A 270-nucleotide genomic window follows, 5' to 3' on the forward strand; every position below is an offset into this window, starting at 1 on the left:
AGTGGTTCACCCACACCTGCAGGGCCTCACGCCGAGCTTGCTCTGAGGAGTACGGGCGGGCGTAGAGGACCTCATCGACCATCAGCCGGTTGTACCGTTCGACCTTCCCGTTATGGCGCGGGGTGTATGGGCGGATCCGGTGGTGCCGGCCCCCGAGCGAGACCACCTTCCGGGTGAAGTCCACGGCCCGGTAGTTGTTGCCGTTGTCCGTGATCACCCGGTCCACGGTGATGCCGTGGGCGGCGAAGAACGCCCTCGCCCGGCAGAAGA

The 270-nt window shown here is 66.3% G+C and carries 1 protein-coding gene; it reads right to left on the bottom strand.

Translation table 11 applies throughout. From position 1 onward, the window contains the following. Nucleotides 1-270, bottom strand: a 270-nt coding sequence (locus tag D8M29_RS13420; protein ID WP_148111656.1) for an integrase core domain-containing protein, incomplete at both ends; no start/stop codon positions are given.

Source organism: Micrococcus sp. HSID17227 (genome assembly GCF_003989405.1).
GTDB lineage: Bacteria > Actinomycetota > Actinomycetes > Actinomycetales > Micrococcaceae > Micrococcus > Micrococcus luteus.